This is a genomic window from Azorhizobium sp. AG788, assembly GCF_004364705.1.
Classification (GTDB): Bacteria; Pseudomonadota; Alphaproteobacteria; order Rhizobiales; family Xanthobacteraceae; genus Azorhizobium; species Azorhizobium caulinodans.
The window spans coordinates 80,772-98,321 of sequence record NZ_SOBM01000009.1 but is presented as its reverse complement, the minus strand read 5'-3'; the positions used below and the strand labels follow the sequence as shown (position 1 = coordinate 98,321).

At 67.6% G+C, this 17,550-nt stretch carries 18 protein-coding genes and 1 tRNA gene; 6 read left to right on the top strand and 13 right to left on the bottom strand.

The genetic code is table 11. From position 1 onward, the window contains the following. Complete coding sequence (hrcA, locus tag DFO45_RS21755; protein WP_012172807.1) at positions 1–1,101, top strand: heat-inducible transcriptional repressor HrcA; 1,101 nt, start codon at positions 1–3, stop codon at positions 1,099–1,101. A gap of 89 nt (positions 1,102–1,190) precedes the next feature. Next, positions 1,191–1,817, top strand: coding sequence for a nucleotide exchange factor GrpE (grpE, locus tag DFO45_RS21750; RefSeq protein ID WP_133866505.1), 627 nt, complete (start codon positions 1,191–1,193; stop codon positions 1,815–1,817). Between the two features lie 74 nt (positions 1,818–1,891). Here grpE and DFO45_RS21745 read toward each other — a convergent pair whose 3' ends face one another. Next, entirely contained in the window at positions 1,892–2,833 is a 942-nt protein-coding gene (locus DFO45_RS21745; protein ID WP_133866504.1) for a hypothetical protein, read from the bottom strand. 173 nt (positions 2,834–3,006) lie between these two features. Next, positions 3,007–3,651: an alpha-ketoglutarate-dependent dioxygenase AlkB gene (locus DFO45_RS21740; protein ID WP_245518221.1), complete on the bottom strand. Its 645-nt coding sequence runs from the start codon at positions 3,649–3,651 to the stop codon at positions 3,007–3,009. A 178-nt stretch (positions 3,652–3,829) separates the two neighbouring features. On the opposite strand from DFO45_RS21740, the gene DFO45_RS21735 reads away from it, so the two are divergent. Then, positions 3,830–4,207, top strand: coding sequence for a DUF1236 domain-containing protein (locus tag DFO45_RS21735; RefSeq protein ID WP_166657219.1), 378 nt, complete (start codon positions 3,830–3,832; stop codon positions 4,205–4,207). Between the two features lie 15 nt (positions 4,208–4,222). On the opposite strand, the gene pncA is transcribed toward DFO45_RS21735, so the two are convergent. The 3 genes from pncA to DFO45_RS21720 form a co-directional block, all read right to left on the bottom strand. Then, positions 4,223–4,852, bottom strand: a complete 630-nt coding sequence (pncA, locus tag DFO45_RS21730; RefSeq protein ID WP_133866502.1) for a bifunctional nicotinamidase/pyrazinamidase — start codon at positions 4,850–4,852, stop codon at positions 4,223–4,225. A 57-nt stretch (positions 4,853–4,909) separates the two neighbouring features. Next, on the bottom strand, positions 4,910–6,001 hold the full coding sequence (locus tag DFO45_RS25460; RefSeq protein WP_280960292.1) for a methyl-accepting chemotaxis protein: 1,092 nt from the start codon (positions 5,999–6,001) through the stop codon (positions 4,910–4,912). A 1,053-nt stretch (positions 6,002–7,054) separates the two neighbouring features. Beyond that, the gene (locus DFO45_RS21720; RefSeq protein ID WP_133866500.1) at positions 7,055–7,939 is read right to left on the bottom strand and encodes a LysR family transcriptional regulator; all 885 of its coding nucleotides are present in this window, start codon (positions 7,937–7,939) and stop codon (positions 7,055–7,057) included. A 99-nt stretch (positions 7,940–8,038) separates the two neighbouring features. Here DFO45_RS21720 and bla point away from each other — a divergent pair, with 99 nt between their 5' ends. After that, the gene (gene bla, locus DFO45_RS21715; protein ID WP_133866499.1) at positions 8,039–8,929 is read left to right on the top strand and encodes a class A beta-lactamase; all 891 of its coding nucleotides are present in this window, start codon (positions 8,039–8,041) and stop codon (positions 8,927–8,929) included. Positions 8,930–8,945: 16 nt separating this feature from the next. On the opposite strand, the gene DFO45_RS25310 is transcribed toward bla, so the two are convergent. The 8 genes from DFO45_RS25310 to DFO45_RS21675 form a co-directional block, all read right to left on the bottom strand. Then, positions 8,946–9,317: a hypothetical protein gene (locus DFO45_RS25310; protein WP_245518220.1), complete on the bottom strand. Its 372-nt coding sequence runs from the start codon at positions 9,315–9,317 to the stop codon at positions 8,946–8,948. A gap of 510 nt (positions 9,318–9,827) precedes the next feature. After that, positions 9,828–10,133, bottom strand: coding sequence for a N(2)-fixation sustaining protein CowN (gene cowN, locus DFO45_RS21705; protein ID WP_166657218.1), 306 nt, complete (start codon positions 10,131–10,133; stop codon positions 9,828–9,830). Between the two features lie 135 nt (positions 10,134–10,268). Next, on the bottom strand, positions 10,269–11,030 hold the full coding sequence (locus DFO45_RS21700) for a PAS domain-containing transcriptional regulator (RefSeq protein WP_133866497.1): 762 nt from the start codon (positions 11,028–11,030) through the stop codon (positions 10,269–10,271). A 90-nt stretch (positions 11,031–11,120) separates the two neighbouring features. Continuing rightward, on the bottom strand, positions 11,121–11,561 hold the full coding sequence (locus tag DFO45_RS21695) for an NfeD family protein (protein WP_348633848.1): 441 nt from the start codon (positions 11,559–11,561) through the stop codon (positions 11,121–11,123). After that, positions 11,558–12,571: an SPFH domain-containing protein gene (locus DFO45_RS21690; protein WP_133866496.1), complete on the bottom strand. Its 1,014-nt coding sequence runs from the start codon at positions 12,569–12,571 to the stop codon at positions 11,558–11,560. Before DFO45_RS21690 ends, DFO45_RS21695 begins: the two co-directional genes overlap by 4 nt. Before the next feature lie 118 nt (positions 12,572–12,689). Then, positions 12,690–13,754, bottom strand: coding sequence for a ferrochelatase (gene hemH / locus DFO45_RS21685; protein WP_012172792.1), 1,065 nt, complete (start codon positions 13,752–13,754; stop codon positions 12,690–12,692). 226 nt (positions 13,755–13,980) lie between these two features. After that, positions 13,981–14,055, bottom strand: a tRNA-Val gene (locus DFO45_RS21680). Positions 14,056–14,147: 92 nt separating this feature from the next. Then, on the bottom strand, positions 14,148–14,516 hold the full coding sequence (locus tag DFO45_RS21675; RefSeq protein WP_012172790.1) for a response regulator: 369 nt from the start codon (positions 14,514–14,516) through the stop codon (positions 14,148–14,150). A gap of 399 nt (positions 14,517–14,915) precedes the next feature. Between DFO45_RS21675 and DFO45_RS21670 the strand changes: the two genes are divergently transcribed. Both DFO45_RS21670 and hisN read left to right on the top strand, forming a co-directional pair. Continuing rightward, on the top strand, positions 14,916–15,809 hold the full coding sequence (locus tag DFO45_RS21670) for an N-formylglutamate amidohydrolase (protein WP_133866495.1): 894 nt from the start codon (positions 14,916–14,918) through the stop codon (positions 15,807–15,809). A gap of 948 nt (positions 15,810–16,757) precedes the next feature. Further along, positions 16,758–17,546 (top strand): histidinol-phosphatase, encoded by a 789-nt coding sequence (gene hisN / locus DFO45_RS21665; protein ID WP_012172788.1) that lies wholly within the window; start codon positions 16,758–16,760, stop codon positions 17,544–17,546. Positions 17,547–17,550: the final 4 nt, after the last annotated feature.

The following is a 17,550-nucleotide window of genomic DNA, read 5'->3' as shown; positions in this document are numbered from 1 at the left end:
GTGCCGATTGACCCGATCATTTCGCCTTTCTCTGCCCCCCTCGCCCAGATCGACGAGCGTTCGCGCGAAATCTTCCGGCAGATCGTCGAGAGCTACCTCGCCACGGGCGAGCCGGTGGGCTCGCGCAACATCGCCCGCCTCATCCCCATGACGCTGTCTCCCGCCTCGGTCCGCAACGTGATGGCGGACCTGGAGGCGGCGGGCCTCATCTATGCCCCCCACACCAGCGCCGGGCGCCTGCCCACGGAGCGGGGCCTGCGCTTCTTCGTCGATGCCCTGCTGGAGATCGGCGATGTCAACGAACGGGACCGGCGCAACATCGAGGCGCAGGTGGCCGCCGCCGCCAAGGGACACACTGTGGAAGGCGTATTGCAGGAGGCCTCCGCGCTGCTCTCCGGCCTCTCGCGCGGGGCGGGCGTGGTGACGGCCACCAAGACCGACCCGCTGCTGAAGCATGTGGAGTTCGTGCCGCTCGATGTGGGTCGGGCGCTGGTCATCCTCGTGTCCGAAGACGGGCAGGTGGAGAACCGGGTGCTTCCGCTGCCGCCGGGCCTGCCGGCCGCCGCCCTGATGGAGGCGGGCAATTTCCTCAACGCCCATATCCGCGGCCGCACGCTGGGGGAGGCCCGCGCCGAGATGGAGACGCTGCTGGCCGAAGTGCGCCGGGAACTCGACACGCTCACCGCGCGGGTGGTGGAGGACGGCCTCGCCTCCTGGTCCGACGAGGGACCGGGCGAACGCAAGCTGATCGTGCGCGGGCAGGCCAAGCTTCTCGAAGACCTGCATGCGCTGGAGGATCTCGAGCGCATCCGCCTGCTGTTCGACGATCTGGAAGCCAAGCGCGACGTGGTGGATCTGCTGGGCCGGGCGGAGGAGGGGCAGGCGCTGCGCATCTTCATCGGCTCGGAGAACAAGCTGTTCTCCATGTCCGGCTCCTCCACCATCGTCGCGCCCTATCGCGACGGGCAGGGGCGCGTGGTGGGCGTGCTCGGCGTCATCGGGCCGACCCGGCTCAATTACGGGCGCATCGTTCCCATGGTGGATTTCACGGCGCGGGTGGTCAGCCGCGTTCTCGGCGCGCCCGGTGCTGACGCGGCTTGATTTTTCGGCGCGACACTCCGATATGCGGAACGAAATCGTGAACAGCCGGTCCGCATTGGCGCGGACGGCCGGATTTTAGGGAATTGCGCATGAGCGATCAGGGTGGCGCCCCCGGCGAGGAGCACCGCATCTATTCCGCGGAGCCTGAGCGCGCCGAGGCGGAAGAGACCGTGGCCGAGAGCCCGGTGAGCGAGAAGGAACGCCTCGAGGGCGAGGTGGCCGCCTTCAAGGACAAGTATCTGCGGGCCTTCGCCGAGGCGGAGAACATTCGCCGCCGGGCCGACCGGGAGATTGCCGACGCCAAGGTGTATGGCATCGCCTCCTTCGCCCGCGACGTGCTGAATGTGGCGGACGACCTCGCCCGCGCGCTGGCGACCGTGGATGCCGAGACCAAGGCCAATGCCGAGGGTGCCCTCAAGGGCCTGATCGACGGCATCGAGCTCACCGAGCGCGGCCTGCTGAAGAATCTCGAGAAGCACGGCGTGCGCAAGGTGGAGCCGGTGGGCGAGAAGTTCGACCCCAATCTCCATCAGGCCATGTTCGAGGTGCCGGACCCGTCCGTTGCCGCCGGCACGGTGGTGCAGGTGGTGCAGTCCGGCTATGTGATCGGCGACCGCGTGCTGCGGCCGGCTCTCGTGGGCGTGGCCCGCGGCGGCCCGAAGGCGGCGCCTGCGGCACCGAGCGAGGAAGCGGCCGGACAGGGCGGCGCCGCCTGATCCGTCACGGTCTTGATACGAAAATGCCGCCCGTTGGGGCGGCATTTTTGTTTCGGGATCAGGCGGTGGCGTTTTCAGCGGTCGCCGCCGCTCTCCACGCCGTCGCGGATGGCGCGCAGGCGGCTGTAATAATCGGCGAAGGCATCGGCCTTCACCACCGCCATCATGCGCAGATAGCCATTGGTGCCGAAGCGCATCCACTGGGCCACCTTCACGTCCGCATTGCCCTGCGCTTCCTTCGCAGTGGCCATGACCTCGAAGCCTGCCATGTTGTTGATGCGCAGCGGTTCGGCCCGCTCGATCTTGAGATCGCGGAAGCCGGGGGTGGTGGTGAGCGCCCGCACGGCGAAGTTCAGGCGGTCCTCGTCGCGCGGCGCGCCGGCCGCCACCGAGATGACGAACAGGGGCTGCGCGGCGGCCTCGAATTCGTTCTTCGGCCCGTCGGTCAGGAAAACGGCGGTGTTCGGGATGACGCGCAGGACGCGGAAGCCGGAGAGGTTGGTCAGCCGGAAGGGCAGCGTCTTCATCTGCTCCTCGACGCTCGGCGGCGCGCGGAAGGCCAGCGTCTGAAGCGTCTCGTGCACCACCGCGTCAGGCAGGGCCGCGGCATTGGATTCCGGCACCTGCACCGTCACCAGCGCCGTGCCGCGCGGCGAGCCGGCGAGCAGGATCCACTTGCGGACACGGAGCGCGCCGGCCGCCTGCGTGCCCGTCACCAGCACAGACTTGGCATCGGGGATGGTGAGCGGCGCGCGCGATTCCACCATGATGCCCTTGCCGGCGAGCGCCGCATCGGTGAAGCCGCTCAGCACCTGATCGTAGGCCTCCGGCGGCATCTCGACGATGAGGATGGACGCGTTCTTGTTGGGATCCTCAAAGCCGGGGAAGGCATTGGCCTCGGTCATGCCCTCCGGCGGGACGAGGCCCACGAGCGAGCCACGGGGAAACACCGCGTCCGCCGCAAAGGCGAGGCTGCCGGAGATCAAAAGCAGAGCGAAGGCCAGCGGCAGACGCATGAAAGGCTCCTGGGATCGGCGCGCGGAACCGCGAGCGGGGTCTTGTGTGGCGCAAAGCCGGCTAAAGCGTGACACCTGCGCGTCACCTCGCGGCCGGTTCGGTCAAGGCCAAGCTGTATCACGGTGAGGCGCATCTGGCGCAACCGGTCAGGCGAGCCGGAGTTCCGGATCGCTCATGGGGCGGTGACGCGCCGGAGCGTGAGGTTGATGCGGCCTTCCACGCCGAGCAGGGTGGACGTGCCGGGCAGGATGCGGTCCACGCCGTGAAACGCCAGACGGCTGCGCCCGCCGAGCCGCAGCACGTCGCCCGATTCGAGGCGGATGGAGCGCGTGGAATCGGTGCGGGCCTCGCCGCCGATCCGGAACACCGCCGTGTCGCCCAGCGACACCGAAAGCACCGGGGCGGAGAAATCCGCCTCGTCGCGGTCCTGATGCAGCCCCATGCGGGCGTCCGGTGCGTACCAGTTGACGAGGCAGGCCTCGGGCGGCACGGCGCTGCCGGAGAAGTCCGCCCACAGGCGCAGCAGCGTCTCGGGCATCGGCGGCCAGGGTTCGCGTGTCTCGGGATGGAAGGGCTGGTAGCGATAGCCCGACGCATCCGCCACCCAGCCCAATGGTCCGCAATTGCTCATGCGCACCGAAAGGGGCTTGCCGGTCCGGGGCATGGCCGGCTGGAACAGGGGCGCAGCCCGCAGGACCTCGCGCACCTCCTCAACCAAGGCCTCCTGTGCCGGCCGGTCGAGGCAGCCGGGCCACCAGAGCGCGTCCGGCGCGATTTCCATGGGATGCGGTGTGGCCAGATGGTCCTCCCTTGTCATTTGCCTGCCGCGCGGAGCGACGGGGTGTTTTCCTGCATCTAGGAACGCCGGAGCGTGGGCGGAAGGCCCGGCGGGCCGCCGATTGTGGAACGCGCCCGCCCTTGGCGCGCCGAGGCGCCGTGGAACGGCCGGGCGAAGGGGGCGTTGAGGCCCCATGACACTTCAAGGGAGACCTGCCATGTCTTTCCGCCTTCCGGTCGCCGCGGCGCTTGCCGCTCTCGCCTTTCCCGCTGCCGCTTCGGCCCAGCCCGCCGTCATCGTGACCCAGCCGCAGGCGGTCGTGACCGCGCCGGACACGGTGGTGGTGCTCTCGCCCGAGCAGAGCACCTATGTGCAGCGCTACGTGGTGGCCCATCCCGGCCCGCGCGCCAGTTTTACCACCACCTATCAGCCGGTGGTGGGCACGGAACTGCCCGCGGGCGTCGCCATCCAGACCTTCACGGCCTCCGATGACGCGGGCTTCGACACCGGCCGCTACGGCTATGTGCTCACCGAGACCAATGAGACGGTTCTGGTGGAGCCCGGCACGCGGCGCGTGATCCAGGTCCTGCGCTGAGCCTGGCGGGCGCCCTCAGATCCCAGCCTCGGTGAGGGTCAGTGGGCGTACGCCGGCGCGGGCCATGTCCTCCCGCGCCCGGTGGAGCGAGCCGTGCGTGTCGATGGCGCGGCAGGCCTCCTCCACCACGAAGGTCTCGAAGCCGTCGCGAGCGGCATCAAGGGCGGACCAGCCGACGCAGAAGTCGAGGGCGAGACCGGCCAGCACCACGCGGCGGATACCACGCGCCCGCAGGTATCCTGTCAGGCCCGTGGTGACGTGATGGTCCGCTTCATAGAAGGTGGAATAGCTGTCGATGTGCGCGTGGTGGCCCTTGCGGATCACCAGTTGCGCGTGGGGCACGTCGAGGCCCGGCGCGAAGTCCGCGCCTTCCGTGCCCTGCACGCAGTGATCCGGCCAGAGCACCTGCGGCCCATAGGGCAGGGTGATGACATTGGAGGGCCTGTGCCCGGCATGGCTCGACGCGAAGGAGATGTGGCCGGCAGGGTGCCAGTCCTGCGTCAGGATCACATTTGAGAAGCGCCGGGAGAGCCCGTTGGCCAGAGGCACCACCGCGGCACCGTCGTCAACAGCGAGCGCCCCTCCGGGCAGGAAGTCCCGCTGGAGGTCGACAAGGATGAGGGCGGTGTCGCTGTCATGGATCATCGTCTGGCCTTTCGCGCGCCCATTTGAGCGCGCGAAAGGCTGAAAGGAAAGCCGGCCCTAGCGGTGGTGCCGCATGCCCGCGTGCAGGGGATCCTGCATGATGACGCCGGCCCAGCCGAGCCCGCGATAGGTCTCGTAGCCCGGCGTCATGTGGAAGGCGATGGTCTTGCCGTCGGGCGTATGATCGATGCCGCTGGTTCGGCCCTGCGCGTTGAGATTCACGAGCTCGGTGAAGATGCCCCGCCTGTCCGAGGAGGCGATGACGCGGCCCCGCGCGTCCACCAGCAGCACGCGCGAGCGTTCCGCCTCATCCGGCGAGAGGCGCACGCCCTCCACCACCGCGCGCGCCTGCGGCTCCCAATCGAAATGGATGCCGAGCACCCCGATCGGCTTTCCGCGCAGCGCGCCGCCCTCGCGCACCGCCGCGGCATAGGTGGCGACTGGCGCCCCGCGCAGCGCGGGGCAGGGGTTCACGTCGGCGACCGCGTAATCATCGCCCGAGACGCTGTCCATGGCTTCCCGGAACCAGGATTCCCGGGAGACATCGAGGCCCCGGATGTTGGGATAACGGTCCGCCCGGCCGTGGGCGACGACGCGTCCCTCAGGCGTGCAGAACCACAGGTCGAGATAGACGGTGTAGGCCGAGAGGATGACGCCCAGCCGGCGCTCGGCCTCCGCCACCCGCTCGGGCGTGGGATCACCGCAGTTGACCAGCGCGGCGTCGGTGGCCCACCAGCGCACGTCGCAGGTGCGCTCATAGAGATTGCGGTCGATGATCTCGATGGCATTGAGCGAGAGATCGACAAGGCGCTGGCCGCGAACGTCCTGCGCCATGCGGCGGCCCACCGCCCGCAATTCGTCGAGCGCGCTGCGCAGTTCCGTTTCCATGTCGGAGGCGAGGCGGCCGATCTCCGCGCTCACCGCCTTCACTTCCTCGGCGACCACCGCGAAGCCGCGCCCGGCGTCCCCGGCTCGGGCTGCCTCGATGGTGGCGTTGAGCGCGAGCATGCGCGTCTGGCCGGTGATCGCTTGGATGGCGCGCGCCTTGCCGGCGGCGACGGCGGCGGAATGATCCGCCAGATCGATCACCTTCTCCGGAGTGTCGGCGGAAAGGCTGGCCTTGAGAGCGGCGTCGAATGTGCCATGCATCGTGGAAAGTCCATCCCCATCTGGAGTCCCGATACCCCTTGGAGGGACGCACGGCGCGCGCGCCGGAGCGCACGGCGGATGCCGTCCCTTGCATTTCCTCCGCGCGGCTGACGCCAAATATCCTTCAATGAGGACACGCGTCATCCGCCGGCTGTCTGTCGCAGCCGTTCCATGCGCCTGAATGAGCAGCAGGTCGCTGTTGCACGATGAGCCCTCGGGGCAGCGTTCGGAAAACGCGCCGCTCCCTGCGGGAACGCAGATGATCAACAGAGAGACGCAAGACCTCGCCTGCGGCGAGGCTACACTATCGGCTGCGGGGCTTCGTCAGGCTGCGCAACGCCGATGACGTGATGTTTGTCCCGGCCATGAGAAAAATCAACATTGCTGTCCCATTTTCAGCGGATTTTTTTCGCAAGCGCGAAATGTCCAAGAAGGACGGATGAATTTCCGGGAATAGCTAGCAATACAGTGCGAGCCATCTCAGTGTCTGGCGGTAGCTCGATGGGCTGCTTGATAAGCCGCAAGCTATTGACGACGCGAGATAAATCGGAGCGCCCGGCAAAGCGGTGGCGATCGAAGACATTCGCCCCCCCTCAAATGATACCGCTCATTTTTACTCGGTGATACGCATTCAACGCTTGTTGCGTTCCGAAGGTCTTGTTCCCTTCGCCTGCGATGTGGCGAAGACGATCCGCCTCGCCAGCGAGCTTTCCCGTTCCTGGACGACGCTTTCCCGCCGCTGCTCTGACGTAGAGAGATGCCCGGCCTGAAATAGAAAGCGCGTGCAGATCAGGGCAGGGCCAAGATCATGCACGCGCTCCAACGTCCGAGGAAGGCCAAGATATGGGCCGAATATGAAGTTGTTAGCAAATGTCCTGCGAAAAGCAGGAGGGCTGAATACCTTTTTGAAACCCCCACCCCCGAGCGTCAGCTCCTATCATCTGAAACTGTTCTCCATCCTGCGGTAGAAATCAACCGCACGGATCAAAATTCTGCACTGCCGCGATGGCGGTGGTACCGGCGGGGCGGTGCGAACGAGCCGGAAGGCCCGTGTCAGTGCCCGCTTTCATCCGTGGCGACTGCCGTCTCGATCCAGCGACGGAAGGCGGCCATGGCTGGCGTCTCCGGGCGTGAGAACAGGCGCGTCAGCCAATAGCGGCCGGCATTGATGGCAATGGGAAAGGGCTGTACAAGGCGCTCCGCCACCAAGTCGGCGCTGAACATCCGGACCGGCAGCAGGGCGACTCCGTGGCCAGCCGCGGCCGCGCTCGCCATGAGGGGCGAGGAATCGAACACGGGTCCACGGAAGGTGAGCGCCGGCGTACCGGCAGCGGCGAACCAGCGGGACCATTCCTCCGTGCGGTAGGAGCGCAGCAGCGGCACATGGGCGAGGTCCGCTGGCCGCGAGAGGCGCGCGGCAAGCGCGGGACCGCACAGCGGCGACAGTGGCGCGGGCATGAGTTCGGTCGCCGCGGCCCCGTGCCAGGAGCCGTCGCCGAAGCGGATGGCGCAGTCGAGCCCCTCGCCCGCCAGATCGACACGGTTGTTGTTGGTGAGCACCCGCAGATCAATGCCGGGATGGGCGGCTGCGAAATCCGGCAGGCGCGGAAGGAGCCAGCCCACCGCAAAGGTGCCGACCACGCCCACGGTCAGCACCTCGCGCAGCCGCCCGTCCATGAACCGGTCGAGCGTCGCGCCGATGCGGTCGAAGGCATCGCGCACCAGCGGCAGCAGGGCGGCGCCCTCGTCGGTCAGGGCCAGTCCGCGCGGCAGGCGTCGGAAGAGCTGGGCGCCGAGGCGCGTCTCCAGCGCCTTGATCTGGTGGCTCACCGCGGCCTGTCCCACGCACAGCTCCATGGCGGCGCGGGTGATGTTGAGGTGGCGCGCCGCCGCCTCGAAGGCGCGCAGGGCATTCAGCGGCAGTTGCGGGCGGTCCATGCGCAGCCATTAGTTAAAATCATGCCTTGCTCGAAATATCATCGTTTGTCCGCGCCCGCACCCTCTTGCATCGTCCGCTCGCGAAAGGAGACGTGAGCCATGATCTCGCGACGTTTGGTGATGGGTGCGCTGGGTGCGGCCCTTGTGATGCCGCAGCTCGTGCGGGCGAGCGGTCAGAAAGCCTTCGGTGCGGCCGATCTCGCCCAGAAGATCGCCGCGCTCGAGGCGCGCAGTGGCGGGCGGCTCGGCGTGGCGGCCATCGATACGGGCAGCGGCGCGCGCTTCGCCCATCGCGGCGGCGAGCGCTTCCCCATGTGCAGCACCTTCAAATTTCTATTGGCTGCCGCCGTCCTCGCCGAAGCGGACCGCGGCCATCTGAAGCTGACGGACATGGTGCCCATCACCCGGGCGGACCTCATCGCCTATGCGCCGGAGGTGGAGAAGCACGTCGGCTCCGGCATGAGCCTGTCCGATCTGTGCGCCGCTGCGGTCATCTGGTCCGACAATGGCGCCGCCAACCTGCTACTGCGCCAGATCGGCGGGCCGGCGGCGGTGACGCGCTTCCTCAGGAGCGCCGGCGATCCCGTCACGCGGCTCGACCGCGCCGAGCCGGAGCTGAATGTGGTGCCGGAAGGCTCGGACATGGACACCACGACCCCTGACGCGGTGGCGGACGACATGGTGCGTCTCGTGCTGGGTGATGTGCTCGCTCCGGCCTCGCGCGGCGCGCTGAAGGACTGGCTCATCGGCTGCCGCACCGGCGACAAGCGCCTGCGCGCCGGCCTGCCCAAGGGCTGGACCGTCGGGGACAAGACCGGCACAGGTCCAGCCCGCACCGGCACGAGCAACGATGTCGCCATCGCCTGGCCGCCCGGCCGCGCGCCGCTGGTCATCGCGAGCTATCTCACAGCGAGCCGGCTCGATGGCCGGGGCAGCGATGCCATCCATGCGGATGTCGCCCGCGCGGTGACGGCGGGCATGGCCGGATGATCGGCGGAGCGATCACTCAATAGAAGGGATAGGGGCCGGGAAAGGTGCCGATCGGCACGTGATGGGTGATGAGCCCGGTCCCTTCCCGCCAGTCGTGCAGCAGTAAAGCCGGGGGCTCCACGTAGGAAGCGGGGCGCGCACCGGCCGCGAGGCGCAGCGCGATGGCGGTGGTGGTGCTCGGCGCCGTCACCAGCAGCGTGCCGCCGAAGCGCAGTTGCATGAAGCGGTGGATGTGGCCGCAGACCAGCCGCTCCACTTGGCGATGGCGGGCGAGGATGGCGGCGAGCCGTGCGCCGCCCCGGCAATTGTAGGCGTCGATATAGCCGATGCCGCTCTCGAACGGCGGCTGGTGCATCATCACCAGCGTCGGGCGGCCGGGGGCCTGCACCAGCGTGGTCTCCAGCCAGTCGCAGGCGGCCTCGTCCCATCTCGCCGTGGTGGTGGCCGGGCACGGTCACGTCGAGGCCGATGATCCGCACCGGCCCGAGGTCGTCCACCGCGAAATGGAGCGGGCCGGACGGCGGCAGATGCGCATGGTCGGCGAAGGCGGCGCGGAAGGCCCCCCGTTCGTCATGATTGCCGGGGATGACGAGCAGCGGCGGGCGGATGGCGGTCAGCGCCTCGCGGGCGAAGGCGTATTCCTCCGCCGTGCCGTGATCCACGAGATCACCGCTCAGCAGCACCACGTCCGGCGCCGGATCGAGCGCATTGAGGTGCGCGACGGCGGCCGAAAACATGGCGTTGGAGTCCACGAGCCCCTGGTAAAGTTCGCCTCGCGGGCGCAGGTGCGGGTCGGAAAGATGGGCGATGAGCATGCGGCCAGCATCCGGCAGGAGAAGGCGGGCGCGCGGCGGCGCCCGCAGGCATCATGCCAGATGGTCTGGTCCTCCGGCGAGGCTCAGAAGCATTCCTCTTCCAGCTTCCTGAGGTCGGCGAGGGCGGCTTCGTCCTCCTGGTCCTCGAACAGGTCTCCCATGTAATAGACATGGGAGTGGAGGAGCAGCAGCTTGTCCTGGAAGGCGTTGCCGCCGCTCTCTGCCGCCGCGAGCCGGGCCCTGAAGCGGTCCCAGAAGGCGTTGCCGGTGCGCGGGTCGTCGATATATCGGCGGAGGTGCGCGAGAACGCGCGCCATGTTGCCCTCGAAATCGATGCCGTTGAACGTCACGTAGCGGTCGCCGGCCGGGGTGGTGGTGAGGAGGTTCATCAGGCTCTCGCGCTGGCAGTACGGTTCTGCGCGAGAGAGCCATGGGGTGGGATTGGCCCGCAACGGCGGCGGCCTCAGGAGGCGGGCGCCTGCACGAACGGCATCAGCGCTGCATGAATGACATGAGCCCGTTGGCTAGACCGCCAGCATCCGGCGCATGTCCGCCACCCTGGCGCGACTGACCGGCAGGCGGGAGGAGCCCGCATCCGCCATCCGCAGCCACCAGCGGCCGTCGCTGCGCTCGGCCGCGCGCACGTGACGGATGTTCACCATGTGCCGGCGGTGCACGCGCAGGAACAGCGCCGGATCGAGCCGCGGCTCCAGATCGGCCAAGGCGCGCGGGCAGAAGGCCGTGATGTCCCGCGTGACGGCGCGGGCATAATGGCCCTCGGCGCTGAGGAAGACCACGTCCTCCACGTCGATGAGGCCGGTCACGTCGCCGGTCCCGCGCATCACCGGCAGCTTGAGCAGCCGGGGCGCCTCGGCCTCGGGCGGCAGGTCCGGCTCGCCCATGGTGCGGGCGCCCAGCGCATGGAACATCATGCAGAAGCCACCGTCCGCCGTGTCCTCCAGCCGCGTCACCTTGGCGACGAGGCTGCCCATGGCAGTGGTCACCACCAAGGAGGCGGCGCCCTCCGCGCTGTCGCGGGCGCTCTGAAGCAGAAAGGCCACCTTGGCGCGGGCGGCTTCCGGATGGAGGGAGAGGATGTCGGTGCCGATCAGCGGTTCACTGCGCCGGGCGAGCAGCAGGCGGGCCTGCGGATTGGCGGCGCGGATGCGCTGCTGCGCGTCAAGGATGATGACACCCACCGGCGTGCGCTGCAGGCGATACTCGAAGGGCAGCGCGGCAAGCTCCGCCTCCGTCGTTCCGCCCTCGCTCCGGCTGGTCTTCGTCATCGCCCCTCCGGCCGCGCCCCTCGCGGCACGGCCGCCAAGTCTGCGGAGCGGAGTGCGGCGTCGGCAAGTGGGGCGGCCTGCCGCAGCGCCTTACGCAGGGCCGACGAGCAGCACCGCGCCATCCACCCGGAGCACGATCACCTTGGCCCCGGCCGGCAGGTCCGGCCCGCTGATCCGCCAGACGCTGTCGTCGATGCGCACGTGCCCGGCGCCGTCGGCAATGGGAGCCTCGAGCGTAAAGACGCGGCCCACCTGTGCTTCCGCCCGCCGGTTGAGGAAGGGGCGATCGGTGCCGCCGCCGCGCAGGGCGATGCGCCGGCCGATGAGCACGGCCACGACGGCACATCCGGCGAACGCCAGCACCTGCCCCTGCCAGCCCATGTCCGCCACCAGCGTGAGGAGACCCGTCGCGAGGGCGGCAAGGCCGAACCAGACGAGGAAGGCGCCCGGCACGATGGTTTCCGCCACCAGCAGCACCCCGCCCATGGCGAACCAGAGCCAATAGGGGCTGATGTCGCCAAGCATGCTCATGCGTCGGGGCCGGGCTGGGCGAAGGGCGAGGATGTCGTGCCGGGGGTGGAACGCGCCGGGCCCGTGGGGCCGGGCCGCTTCGGCGCCGGCGCCTGCTCGAAGGCCGCCCGCGCCAGTTCCGAAATGCCGCTCAGCGAGGAGAGGAGGGCGGTCGCCTCATAGGGCAGCAGCACCACCTTCTGGTTCGGCGCCTGCGCCAGCGCCTGGAAGGCGGCCACATATTTCTCGGCGATGTAGTAATTGAGCGCTGCCGGCGAGCCCTCATTGACCGACTGCGAGAGCAAGGTGGTCGCCTTCGCCTCGGCTTCCGCGAGACGCTCGCGGGCTTCCGCATCCCGCAGCGCCGCTTCCCGGCGGCCCTCGGCTTCCAGAATATGGGCCTGCTTCTGGCCTTCCGCGCGCAGGATTTCCGACTGGCGCTGGCCCTCGGCCTCCAGAATGGCGGCGCGCTTCTCGCGCTCGGCCTTCATCTGACGGGCCATGGCATTCACGAGATCGGTGGGGGGCACGATGTCGCGGATCTCGATGCGTGTCACCTTCACGCCCCAAGGGGCGGCGGCGGCATCCACCACATGCAGGAGGCGCTCGTTGATGGCGTCGCGGTGGGAGAGCAACTGGTCGAGGTCCATGGAGCCCATGACCGTGCGGATGTTGGTCATGGTGAGGGCGAGAATGGCCTTGTCGAGCTGCGCAACCTCATAGGAGGCGCGGGCGGCATCGAACACCTGGAAGAAGGCGATGCCGTCCACCGAGACCGTGGCATTGTCCTTGGTGATCACTTCCTGCGTCGGAACATTGATCACCTGCTCCATCACATTCACCCGGTTGCCGATGGTGTCGACGAAGGGAACGATGAGGTTGAGGCCGGGCGAGAGCGTGCGCGTGTAGCGGCGGAAGCGCTCGACCGTGAACTGGTAACCCTGCGGCACGGTTTTCACGCCGGCGATGACGATGGCCAGTGCCAGCACGAGAACCACGATCACGAACAGGCTGAAGCCGCTGAGGGGCATGGTCCATCTCCCGTTTCCGGTCTGCGCCGGGCGGTGATTTAGGACACGGCGCGCGCGGCGGGGCAAGCGGGCGGCCCGGCCGCCCGCTGCCTATGTCCGTCGAGGGGGGAGGGGGGTGTCAGGCCGCGATCCAGCCGGAGAGCTCGCGCCGCACCACGTTCTCGATCACCCGCATGCCTTCGTCCGTATCGTTGAGGCAGGGGATGGCGGCGAATTTCTCGCCCCCGTGGAGATGGAAGATCTCGGCATTCTCGCCGCCGATCTCCTCCAGCGTTTCGAGGCAGTCGGCGGTGAAGCCGGGGTTGAGGACTGCGATCCGCTTCACGCCGCCGCGGGCCAGCGCCTCCACGGTCTTGTCCGTATAGGGCTGGAGCCATTCCTCGTTGCCGAAGCGCGACTGGAAGGTGGTGCGCAGCTTCTCTTCCGACATGCCGAGCCGGTCGCGCAGCAGGCGCGTCGTCTTCAGACACTGGCAGTGATAGGGGTCGCCCTTCATCAGGTAGGACTTCGGCACGCCGTGGTAGGAGGCGAGAATCACCTCCGGCTCGAAGTCGAGCCCCTTGAGGTGGCCCTCGAGCGAGGTGGCGAGCGCGTCGATATAGACCGGATCGTCATGCCAGTTGGGCGCGATGCGGATGAACGGCTGCCAGCGCATCTTCTTCAGCGCGTCGAAGGCCTTGTCGCAGACGGTCGCGGAGGTGGCGGCGGCATATTGCGGATACATGGGCACGATGAGGATGCGTTCGCAGCCCTGCTTTTGAAGCGCGTCCAGCCGCTCGGCGATAGGCGGCTTGCCGTAGCGCATGGCCCAGTCCACCACGATGCGCGGGTCACGGTCGGCGATCATGGCGCCGAGTTTCTCGGACTGCCCGCGCGTGATGGTCTTGAGCGGACCTTCGTTGCGCTCCTTGTTCCAGATCGTCTCGTAGTCGCGGCCCTTGGGGCCGGGGCGCACGGTGAGGATGATGCCGTTGAGGATCACCCACCACAGCGCGCGGTTGGTCTCGATGACGCGGGTGTCGGAGAGGAATTCCTTGAGGTAGCGCCGCATGGACCAGTAGTCGGTCGCTTCCGGCGTGCCGAGATTTACCAGCAGCACGCCGATCCGGCCGTAGTTCACCCGGGGATGCTCGGCGGGGAAATGGCGGGTGTCGCCAAAGGCGGGGGCGGTCGTCACAGTCATCGGTCACCTCTGGGCCGCCTCATGGGCCGTGGTGCCGCCGCCGTCAATGCCCACGCTCAAGGCGGGGGTGCGGGCCGGCACGAAGGCGGCATACGTCGCAACGGGGCTGGTACGCAAAAGGGCGGCCTTTGGATGACCGCCTGCGGCCGCACGCCGCTCTCATCCGCAGAACTTGCGATCTGCGGCACCTGTTCCGGATATCTCAAGGGATCTGGAAGGGTGCGGATGGTGGGCGCGACAGGGATCGAACCTGTGACCCCTACGATGTCAACGTAGTGCTCTCCCGCTGAGCTACGCGCCCATCCGCCGGGAAGGAGGCCTCTATATCGGCTCGCCCTCAGGGACGCAAGCGGCCGGTTGAAGCTGCCTGTGAATGACTGGGGATGGCGCCGCTCAGGCGGCCGCCAGGATCTTGTGGACCTCGGTGACGAGGTCGCGCAGGTGGAAGGGCTTGGAGAGCACCTTGGCCTCGCAGGGCGCCTCCACATCGGCATTCAGCGCGACGGCGGCGAAGCCGGTGATGAACATCACCTTCAGGTCGGGATCGAGCTCGGTGGCGCGGCGCGCCAGCTCGATGCCGTCCATCTCGGGCATGACGATATCCGTGAGCAGCAGCTCGAACGGCTCTTCGCGCATGCGCTCATAGGCGGAGCGCCCGTTGTCGAAAGAGGCCACCTGGTAGCCGGCGTTCTGCAGCGCCTTGACCAGGAAGCGCCGCATGTCGTTGTCGTCTTCGGCGAGCAGAATTTTCGACACGCCCATTCCCCTTGCCTTCCCACACCTGCCGCACCGTGCGTTGGCCAGATGCGGATCTCGTTCCGTTCAGCCCGTCCGCACAGGTCTCGCGAAACGTGCACAATCAAGTGTCAGAGACGGTTGCCCCGGAGGATCTCGTCGATCCGCCACGAAATCCGGCTCTAGCATACGCGGCGCGCAACGTCGCCCTGCCGCTGCGGCTGCAGTGGCCTTAACGGCGCCCCAAATCCCTGTCTCTCCGATTTGGGTAAATTCAGAGTGAAGCCCGGCGGCCCCAGCCACTCGCCTGCGCGCAAAGGCTCTTCACACGGCGGGTGGTGTTGACCATGATGGCCGACTATTCCCACGGTGCCGCCCGCGTTGCGCGTGCCTCGTCCTCCTGATGTGCGGAACCTGCTTTTTCCGATGACAGCCTGTATCGCCGATAGCATTGATCCGCCGTTCGAGATTCTGGCGGCCGAGGAGCCGGCGGGGCCGTTTGTCTTCAATTCCCCGCACAGTGGGCGCATCTATCCCCGCACCTTTGTGGAGCAGCAGACGCGGCTCGATTTCGAGACCCTGCGTCGCTCCGAGGACAGCTTCGTGGACGAGCTGTTCGCCGACGTGGTCTCCGCCGGTATGCCGCTCATGCGGGCGCTGTTTCCCCGCTCGTTCCTTGATCTCAACCGTGAGCCCTACGAGCTGGACCCGCGCATGTTCGACGGTCGCCTGCCGGCCTTCGCCAACACGCGCTCCATCCGGGTGTCGGGCGGGCTCGGCACCATTGCCCGCGTGGTTGGGGATTCGCAGGAGATTTACGGTCGCCGCCTCTCGGTGGCGGAGGCGCTGGAGCGCATCGAGACCTATTACAAGCCTTACCATCAGGCGCTGCGCCGCCTGATCTCCCGCACCCAGCGCGCCTTTGGCGCGGCGGTGCTGGTGGACTGCCATTCCATGCCCTCCGGTCCGCAGCGCGAGGATATGCCCCGCGCCGATTTCGTGCTGGGCGATCGCTACGGCACCAGCTGTTCCGGCCGTGTGGCCGAGGTGCTGGAGCGGGAGCTGGTGGATCGGGGCTATATGGTGGTGCGCAACAAGCCCTATGCGGGCGGCTACATCACCGAGCACTACGGCAATCCGAGCGCCGGGCTGCATGCGGTGCAGATCGAGATCAACCGCGGCCTCTATATGGACGAGGCCTCCTACGAGCGCGGGCCGGACTTCTACCGGGTGCGCGCGGATCTGGCGGCGGTGTGCGCCTGCCTGTTCAACCTGGCCGGCGAACTGATGCCGCCGCGTGCTGCGGCTGCCGCCGAATAAGGCGTTTCCTCAACATTTTGCACGTTTTGTGGAAGAAACGTGTCGCTACGGTAGCGACCCACGCAAATCTGCCTTGCGTTTTGTGAATGGCAGATATACGAATTCGGACGTGAGCCAAGACGTCAACAGACGCGGGCTCTCCCGTCGGTTCCGACAGGCCCAAAAAGAAAGGGGCCGTCCGCGAAGCGAACGGCCCAAGTCTAGGGAGGAAACGCCCAAGGAGGGCAGCGACAGAGCGACGCCAATCGCCATGTCGCAATGCAGCAATAGCCCATTGCGGCGCCAGAAATCAAGCCCTCTTTTGTCGCAGCCATATATATTAGTGTAAGCGATTGAAATTTCAGGCGATTTTTTTCGTCCGAAACCGCCCTTCGGGGCGGTTTTCGTTTTTCTTTCGCTTCTTTCGGTCTGGCGGGTTCGCTCGAAAGGGACTCAAGGGGAGCTTCGCGTAAGGGCACGGCCTGACGCCCGGAGGGTGCTCCGGCTGGGTGCGGCTCATGATGTCGGAGAGGGGGGGGGCGCCCGATGAGGGCGCGGGGCGTGCCCCCAAAAGAAAGGGGCCGCTCACGCAGAGCGGCCCAAGTCTAGGGAGGAAACGCCCAAGGAGGGCAGCGGCATCGCAGCGAGCAATGCCGCGCCGCATCAATATGCGCTCCTGCCCCTTTTGCATCAAGGGTGTGACGTGGCGATAGTTTGGGCATGATGCAAAATTGAACGATCATTGTATTTCAATGGTTTGAAACCATTTAGCCCACGCGCTGGGCCGCGTGCCCATGGGTATTGCCTCAAAAGCCGCCTCACGATCCCTTCGCGAGCGCGGGAGGCGCGAAGGCCTGAACCGCGCCCTTTCCGCCCATCGCCGTCCAAGGCCTTTCCTCGGGAGGCGGGGCGCACTATGGCAATCCACGCGCGGTGGTGCCGCGCGACAGCCGATCAAGGATTGCGCTCATGTCCGCCGTTGCCCTGGATGCCTTCGTCCACGATCTCGCCACCCGTTCCGGCGAGGCCATCCTGCCCTTCTTCCGCACCGCCATCGGCGTTGAGGACAAAGGGCGCCGCAAGGGCCAGAGCTTCGATCCGGTGACCGAGGCGGACCGCGCCGCCGAGCAGGTGATGCGGCGCATGATCACCACGACCTTTCCCGAGCACGGCATCATCGGCGAGGAGTTCGGCAACGAGCGCCGCGACGCGGATTATGTGTGGGCGCTCGACCCCATCGACGGCACCAAGTCGTTCATCTCCGGCATGCCCGCCTGGGGCACGCTCATCGGCCTTCTGAAGCAGGGCGCGCCCGTCTACGGCATGATGCACCAGCCCTTCATCGGCGAGCGCTTCTTCGGCGATGGCGGCAGCGCCCATTATCTCGGCCCGGCCGGCAAACGCCGCCTCCTGACCCGCGACTGCGGCCGCTTGGAGGACGCCATCCTCTTCACCACCAGCCCGCTGCTGATGAACGCGGCCGACCGCACCCTCTTCCAAAGCGTAGAGCGGGATGTGCGCCTCTCGCGCTATGGCGGCGACTGCTACGCTTACTGCATGGTGGCGGCGGGCCTCGTGGATCTCGTCATCGAGACCGGCCTGCAGGACCACGACATCGTCGCCCTCGTGCCGGTCATCGAAGGTGCGGGCGGCATCGTGACCAATTGGGAGGGCGGCTCCCCGGTGGCGGGCGGTCGTGTCGTTGCCGCGGGCAGCAAGGCCGTGCACGAACAGGCGCTGAAGCGGCTCAATCCCTGAGCGG